This is a genomic window from Deinococcus sp., assembly GCF_025362455.1.
GTDB lineage: Bacteria > Deinococcota > Deinococci > Deinococcales > Deinococcaceae > Deinococcus.
In genome coordinates this window covers 1-7,091 of record NZ_JANYGJ010000240.1, presented here as the reverse complement: position 1 = coordinate 7,091, position 7,091 = coordinate 1, and the positions used below count along the sequence as shown (strand labels likewise).

At 62.2% G+C, this 7,091-nt stretch carries 9 protein-coding genes and 1 pseudogene; 2 read left to right on the top strand and 8 right to left on the bottom strand.

Annotation, left to right across the window (positions count from 1 at the left end; all coding sequences use genetic code 11):
* From Q0R23_RS16740 to Q0R23_RS16715, 6 genes and pseudogenes are all read right to left on the bottom strand, one after another.
* Window positions 1-1,110 (bottom strand): annotated as a pseudogene (locus Q0R23_RS16740) (hypothetical protein); the annotation flags it as partial.
* Between the two features lie 269 nt (window positions 1,111-1,379).
* A complete protein-coding gene (locus Q0R23_RS16735; protein ID WP_293914840.1) occupies window positions 1,380-1,511 on the bottom strand; it encodes a hypothetical protein in 132 nt (43 codons plus the stop codon).
* Between the two features lie 268 nt (window positions 1,512-1,779).
* Window positions 1,780-2,391, bottom strand: coding sequence for a hypothetical protein (locus Q0R23_RS16730; protein ID WP_293914838.1), 612 nt, complete (start codon window positions 2,389-2,391; stop codon window positions 1,780-1,782).
* Window positions 2,391-3,137: a hypothetical protein gene (locus Q0R23_RS16725; RefSeq protein ID WP_293914837.1), complete on the bottom strand. Its 747-nt coding sequence runs from the start codon at window positions 3,135-3,137 to the stop codon at window positions 2,391-2,393. The genes Q0R23_RS16730 and Q0R23_RS16725 overlap by 1 nt, the downstream gene beginning before the upstream one ends.
* A 286-nt stretch (window positions 3,138-3,423) precedes the next feature.
* Entirely contained in the window at window positions 3,424-3,930 is a 507-nt protein-coding gene (locus tag Q0R23_RS16720) for a GNAT family N-acetyltransferase (protein ID WP_293914836.1), read from the bottom strand.
* A gap of 157 nt (window positions 3,931-4,087) precedes the next feature.
* The gene (locus tag Q0R23_RS16715; protein WP_293914834.1) at window positions 4,088-5,089 is read right to left on the bottom strand and encodes a hypothetical protein; all 1,002 of its coding nucleotides are present in this window, start codon (window positions 5,087-5,089) and stop codon (window positions 4,088-4,090) included.
* A 272-nt stretch (window positions 5,090-5,361) separates the two neighbouring features.
* Here Q0R23_RS16715 and Q0R23_RS16710 point away from each other — a divergent pair, with 272 nt between their 5' ends.
* The gene (locus tag Q0R23_RS16710; protein ID WP_293914832.1) at window positions 5,362-5,748 is read left to right on the top strand and encodes a helix-turn-helix transcriptional regulator; all 387 of its coding nucleotides are present in this window, start codon (window positions 5,362-5,364) and stop codon (window positions 5,746-5,748) included.
* Window positions 5,745-6,119, top strand: coding sequence for a type II toxin-antitoxin system PemK/MazF family toxin (locus Q0R23_RS16705; protein ID WP_293914830.1), 375 nt, complete (start codon window positions 5,745-5,747; stop codon window positions 6,117-6,119). The genes Q0R23_RS16710 and Q0R23_RS16705 overlap by 4 nt, the downstream gene beginning before the upstream one ends.
* Window positions 6,120-6,194: 75 nt before the next feature.
* Here the strand turns inward: Q0R23_RS16705 and Q0R23_RS16700 are convergent, their stop codons facing one another.
* Together Q0R23_RS16700 and Q0R23_RS16695 are read right to left on the bottom strand one after the other, a co-directional pair.
* Window positions 6,195-6,608: a hypothetical protein gene (locus tag Q0R23_RS16700; protein ID WP_293914828.1), complete on the bottom strand. Its 414-nt coding sequence runs from the start codon at window positions 6,606-6,608 to the stop codon at window positions 6,195-6,197.
* Window positions 6,605-7,091: ParA family protein (locus Q0R23_RS16695; protein ID WP_293914827.1), on the bottom strand; the 487-nt coding region annotated here is incomplete at its 5' end. The genes Q0R23_RS16695 and Q0R23_RS16700, both read right to left, overlap by 4 nt.

Genomic DNA, 7,091 nt, shown 5'->3' with positions numbered 1-7,091 from the left:
GCCACCGCCACCGCCACCGCCACTGCCACCGCCACCGCCGGTAACATCCTGAACGAAGCAGCCTTTGACGCTCCCGACAATCGGGTCACCGAAAACGCTGTTCAGGCAATCGACGCCGCCTGTCAGGGTCTGCGACACGTACTTCGTCCCGAAGCCGTAGGAGACGATCTTGGTGCCCACAAAATCGCAGCGGTTCCCTTCCAGGCCGCAGAACGTCGTCCCTGTCGGACCAGCAGGCTGAACCTCGTTGGCACTCAGGAAGCAGGCCTTGACCACGCCGGGGAGCGGGTCTGCGAAGGCGTCGTTGTTACAGGTGAACACGCCGTTGGAGTTGAAGGTCGTGAAGGTGCCCTGGGCACCGTAAGACACGGTATGCGGCGTCGCACTTCCGCAGAACTGATTCTCGAACGCGCAGAAGGTGGTGTTCGCCGGACCGACCGGCAGCACCTGGTCGGTGACGAAGCAGGCTTTGACCACGCCGTTCAGGGGGTCACCAAAGACCAGGTTGTTGCAGTCCACCGTGTTCGTGGCACCCCGGTAGGCGTACGTCCCGTTGGCACCGTAAGCGATCAGCTTGGTGCCGGTGAAGGTGCAGACCTGGCCTTCGTCGGCACAGTAGGTGCTTCCGGCTGGGCCAGGCTGAATGCCTTGAGGCTTGAGGCTCTGCGGCTTGAGACGCAACTGAAGGCTGCGCTCGAAGCCGCCTTTCGCGCCGGGCACACTGAAGTACAGGGTGACGGTGCGCTCGGCACTCAGCCCCGAGGGCAGGACGTACTCACCTTGGCGACCCGATCCGCGCAACTGGCCGAGGTCGGCGGGCTCGATGGTCCACTGTGACCCGTCAGGGACCGAGGCGGGCAGATTGAGCTTGAAGACCGAGCCGTCGGTATACAGGTTGAACGCTGTGCTCAGCGGTTCACTGTTGACGTGGCTGGATGCTTTCGCCGGGGTCGTTGCCTGGGGTGCTGTCGCGGGGGTCGGGGTCGGTGCCGCTCCACAGGCGGCAAGAATCAGACAGAGCAACCCGAGCAGCAAGGGCAGCGCCCTGAATCTCGGCGTAAGAGGTTCAGGGCGGTCAGGGAGTTCTGCTGGTATATGGCGCATGTTCACCTTTGTATCATAGTTCTTAGAAATCTGTGTCAGGAATCGGTCTTTCTCCGATTATTTCGAGGTCAAACTATCTCATGCTGAGTAAAAATATGGGATTGCTTCAATGTTAAAACATTCTTGACCGCTGGACCGCCTCGGATCAATCAGGCCAAAAATCTTGATAACAGACATTATCAAAAGGGTTTTTCGGGGAGATCAGGGCCGACTTAGGCGGCGCGACGGCGCGTCAATTCTCAACTCCCATACCTGCCGACAAGAGGCCGGACGGCCTAATGCAAAACGCTATAGAGCGTCCTGCCCAGATCAATGCCGAGGGCGAGGATCACCGCATAACAAAGGACCATCCAGATCGGTTTCTGATTTTCTGGGACGTTCTGCCACCACACTTCAAAATCTTTCATATCATGGTGATTCTATCCCGGCGAATGTCAGGGGATTAGCTGGCTTCCCCTCAGATAAATATCGTCTTCCTGCCATGCCATTTCACTTGGCTGCGAACCGGCCCCACGCATCGGACGCATGGTGCTTGACGGCGGCTGCATACCGGGCTATATTGTAGGAATCAAGGCGGCCTGCGGGTCGTTTTTTTTGTGCCTTCTGCGGCGGTCGGGGGGTCGCCTTCCCCACGCGCGTAGCGCCCCTGTGAGGCGGCTGTGGCGTGAAGTCGGCTCACAGGCTGAAGTCCCAGTGGGCGGCCCGCTCCTGCTCGATCTGGGCCTGCGCCTGGTCCTGCTCGTAGCTGCGCTCGTGCTGGTGTTGCTGGCTGAGCTGCTGCGCGTTGTCGGGATGGTCGTGATAGACGCCCAGCTCGTGTTGGTGCTCGCGCTGGGCGTCGTAGGCCTGGCGGCTGAAGGTTCGCAGGTCGGCCAGCTCGTCTTTCTGCAAAGTGCGCGAGGTGGCCGCCAGCAGGTGCACGTGGTCGTGCTGGCCCTGGTCGGTATGGCTGACGCCTGCCCAGCTCCGAACCTGAACGCCGTGGGTTTCCAGTCGGGTCATCACCTCGGTGGCCCAGGCGCGGCGCTCGTCCTCGGAGAGGTCGGCGTGGTGTTCGCCGGGGTTGAGGGTCAGGCGGTAGAAGTAGGTCTTCTCGGCGCTGCGGGCGGCCTGGTCGAGCTGGGCGTAGACCTCCTGGCGGCTCAGTTCACCGTGGGCGCCGAACAGCGGGCGGGCGTGGCGCTCGGCCTGTTCGCTGTGGCGGTACTGCATGTAGCGCACCGAGGCTTTGGCCTCGCCGCCGCTGCGGGTATAGCTGGCCTTGACCACCGCGAAGGTGCGCGGCATCAGCGGTTGAACAAGCCTTTGGGCTTGTTCCGGAATTCTTCTTCGGCGTGGTTGAGGGTTGCCACAGCGGAGAGGACGGCCTGCTGCATCTGCCGGATGCGGCTCTGCAATTCGGTGAGCTGGGTCTGGGTGACGTGCTCCTGCTCTTCGAGGGCGGCGACCTGTTCGGCCAGGGCGGGGACGGCGGCCAGGGTCGATTGCAGCTCCTGGGTGCTCTGGGCCAGGTGGGAGAGCAGACCCGGTTCCAGGTCGCCGCTACTGGCGGCGATCTCGTTGAGGGACTGGCGCACGCCGGGACTGGGATTTTTCAGGCGCTCGACCGCCTGGGTCCAGCCGCTGGCGTACAGCTCGCGGGCGCGGTCCTGATCGCCGTAGAGCTTGAACAGGATCTGGCCGCTGGTGTTGCGGGCGGCCATGCTCTCCAGGGCGGTGCGGGCCAGCAGGTGAGAGAGCCGGTGGGCCTGGCCCTGGACCTCGCGGCGGACTTGCTGGCCCAGGTCACCGACCAGGCCGAGCAGCTCCGCGCGGAGGGAAGCCAGGGCGTCGGTTCGCAGGTCCTCGTGGGTCTGGCGTTCTCCGGCCTCGATCAGCCTGACCATCACCGTGGTCAGGCGCTCGCCGCGCACGTCGGCCAGGCGTTCGACGCGGGCGGCCAGGGCGGGCGGCAGCACCACGCTGACTTTGCGGCTGCCGCTGGTGGTATGGACGTTCTCGGTTCCATCCGACTTGGTTTTGCGCGGTGGCATGGGAAAAGTCTAGGCTTTTTTGATGACCGGGTGGTTTGGTGAGTTCGCGTCCGACTGGGAAGCTGGGCTTGGGGCAAGTGTTGAGCGGGTGATCCTGAAAGGATCAGACGAAAAACTTATCTTGCTTACTTTTCCGGACCTGGGTTTAGTTGGCGTGGATGCCGTCTGGGTCGTCGTGCAGCCCTGGAGGGAAACGTTACCACGCTCCGGCTCTGGCCTCCTCCCTAGATTCTTCGTCCGGGTCAGATTTACTCCCTCTACCGTCGCTTCAACTGACCGATACGGGCTATTCTAAATTAAGCTGTATAAAAACCCAGTATTCTCTTAAATGCTCGGGCACTTCGCTTTCAGGATACATCTGAACTATATTAAAGCCTAAATCATGATAAAGAGCATGCGCTGCACCCCAAGATTTTGGACTTTCTAACAAAAGTTGTGAGTATCCTATATTACGCGCACTTTCAATAGCTGTTTCGAACAGTTTACGTGCAATGCCACGTCTTCTGTATTCATCGCGGACGTACATTCGTCTAATTTGCCCAACGCCCTGCCGGAGTTTGGTTAAGAAGATCGTACCGATGAACAGTTGATCTACCTCGGCTAAAAACATTCCTCCGTCAGGGGGAAAGTATATATTCATATCGTTCATGTCTTTAGTAATCATCTTCTCGATGTCTAAAGTAATTTGGAATTCACTATTCAGTCGATTATTTACCCAATTAAAATACTCGGACTCAAGTTTCCGAATCTGGTCTTCCTGACTTCGGTCTATAATCTGCGTGATTTGCGTCATTTGTTGTTTACTATAGATCTCCAGAGGCGTTTTTTCTAGGAGCTATTAGGTCAAGACCACCAGTCCAGAATTTTAGTGCGCTAGAAACTTGGCTTGCTAAAATTCTGGGATCGTATCTGGACCCCTTCGACAGCGTTGAGGGTTAAGGGATGGTCGTTCATAAGGCTCCTTTCAGCCGGGCGGCCAGCACCGCCCCCGGTGATCGCCACGGCGCGCCCTCCACCAGATCAGCCACAAGCCGGTCAAGCTGGCCGATCAGGGCGCTCAGTCCACCTGTGCGGCCCTCGTCCTGGGCGGTCAGCGCCTGCCAGAGGACCCGGCACCAGTACCGCCGCCGTTCCGGCTCGATCAAGGCAGCGGCGATCTGGGAAGCCAGTACACCCACGGCGCGGGGGCGCTTACTGCTGTGCAGTCGCCAGAGCGCCGCAACGCCGTCTATCACGCCTCGCAGGCTGGCCGGGCCGAAAATGTCCGAACTGGGAGCAGCGGGGGTGCTGGACGCGCCAGGAACAGCGGCCCTGGCTTTTGCTGCCCTGTACTTGTCTTCCGGCTCGACGTGCTCTAAGAGTAGTTCGGACATTTCCAGAGCTGCGCCGGTTTTGCCCACTACATCGGCCTCGAAGGTCGGTCGCCAGTTGTGCCGCCAGTCCTCGGCCCGGATGCGCGGCGGCTCGGTGTTGGGGATCATCAGCACGGCCCATAGCGTGCCGTCGTACAGGCTCCGCGCTCCGATCTGCTGGGCGTGGCCGCCACAGTCGAGCAGACCCGCCCGCTCCAGGCCAGCCACCAGGCGGCGCAGGTGCCGGTCCGTGATGCCCAGCACGCCCGCGATAGTGACGGCGGGGCAGTGGTAGACGACCTGGTGTGGGGTCGCTTCGTAACGCCGTTCACGGGCCACGTCCACAGCCAGGCGATGCAGGAGGCGGTACGCCCGCCGCTCGGCTGCGCTGAGCTTCACGGCGCCAATCAGGGCCTCAAAAGATGGGAACAGGGCCAGGATTCGGGGTGGTGGTGGGTCCATCAAGCGTGGATCGGGCCTGATCTGCACAGGGACCGGGCGAACCGGGGCCGTCAGCTCAGGGAGCTTAGAATGGCTCTGGGCGCGGCTCTGGACGGCGGCGCGGGTACGGCTGAGGACTTCTAATAAGGAAGAGTGCAAGGGGACCCCTTGAACCTTGCGCCGTAGCCGCTAAACTACTGGTACAGGGTGCACCCTGGCCGCTTGAAATCGCCTACTTCTTTGACAGGATGGGGGCGATTTCGCTTTTGCCGTGAGGCTGCTGAGGTCAGATTAGCCTATCAGCACGCCCAGCGCTACCACAGCCTCAGACCACATGGCCGTAGACGCGGCAAAAAGCGCAAGATCAGTTGTTGAGTGAGGGTATATTGGGGTATGGTACAGTGCCGCGTTAGTGCTATGATACCGGCACTATGCGAACGGTTGAATTCACCCTGAAACACTACCTGGATACGCACGGCCTGAGCGCCTACCGGCTCGCCCAGGCGGCACAGGGCCGGGTCAGCCGGGGCACGGTCTATGCCCTGGCGCGGGGCAGCGTGGCCCGTGTGGACCTGGGCACCCTGGGCGCGGTCATGACCACGCTCGAAGAATTGACCGGCCATGAGGTCAGCCCCGCCGACCTGCTCACGGCGGTTACAGTGACTGACCCTGACAGCGAGGCCCGCGCCTGGCTGGGCAGCGACGCTTCACGGCTGGGCGAGTTTGAGCCGTATGACTGGGGCGAGGCGGACCCCTACACCCTGGGCCAGCCGGTCAGGGTGGGCGCTGACGGTCAGTTGTTGATCGGTGGGGAGTGACGGGCGCCGCCCTCAGCCTGGGCGCCGTGTTCGTGGCGAACTTCCCCGAACATGACCCCAGCGGCCATGAGCAGGAAGGGCCGCGCCCGGCGGTGGTGGTGGGTCTGCCGTCGAACGCAGGGCGCCCCCGTTTCCCGGTGCTGCTGCTGGCCCCGGTGACCACCTTTCGGGGGCAGGGCTGGGTGAGCGCCGCTCCAGACCTCTATCCCGTCTTGCCTGCCGGGTCGGCGGGGCTGCTCAGCGACTCGGTGGTCCTGATCGATCAGGCGCGGGCGCTCGACGCCTCACGCCTCTTCCGTTTCCTGGGCAACCTGACCCCCGGTGAATACGGGCCGCTGCATGAGGCCATGCGCGTGGTCTGCGAGCTATAGCGGCCACATCACTCCGCTCGTGGCCTGCCCTGGGCTGCGCTGAGGGTGCCACATCGGCAAATTCTGCGCTGCTTTTTACTTCCTCTCCCGGCTGAGGTACTCGATCAGCGCCGCTTCAACCACATCCCCCAGCGTCTTCCCCGTCAGTCCGGCCAGGCCCGCCGCCGCCCGCTTCAGCTCTGGTCGAATACGGACGTTGAGCTGTTCACGCGGAATGTCCGTGCGCTTCAGACCCGGCTCCGTGCGCCGCCCCTTCCGTTGAGGAGGCAAAGCGTATTGCGCCGGGTCAACCAACAGTGACGGAAGTGCTAACACACCCGTCCGTTTTGAGATTGTCCCTGTTAGTGCTTGCTTCGGCTCTTTGTATGCGACTGACTGCCGATTTTTGGCCTGTTTACCGGGTTTTCCAGTTTGTGCTAGCACTTCCTGCTTACCCGGCACTTCCGGCTGTTCCCCTTGCAGATAGGTGTACCGCCCTTTCTTGGTCATCCGGCCACCTCACGCGCTACGCCCTGAATGTCAGCCCACGCCTCACCGGCTCTGGGGTCGCGCACATCGCGCACCAGCCCGCCCAGCTCGGCAGCCCGCTCATGGGCCGCATAGCGCCTCACCACCGTCTCTAAGGTCTGTACCCCGGCAGCTCGCAGGGCGTCCCTGGCGTCTATTCCAGCGCGGGCGTTGGGCAGTGTCCGGGTAAGGACCAGGCGCACGGCTTCTACGCGGCCTCTAGCATTGAGCGCTCGCCACAGCGCCAGCCCGCTTTGCAGCTCCAAGCGTGAGGGGCCGCAGGGAATCAGCATCACCTCGACGGTGGCCGCCAGCTCGGCCAGGTCGTCAACACCGGGGCGGCCCTCACTGTCGATCACCAGGAAGTCAGCACCGGGCAGCGCCGCCGCCGCACCGTCTGGACCGACCACAGCAAAGGGAACAGGGGCGAGCGCGGCCCATTGGAGGCAGCTCTGAATGCGGGCG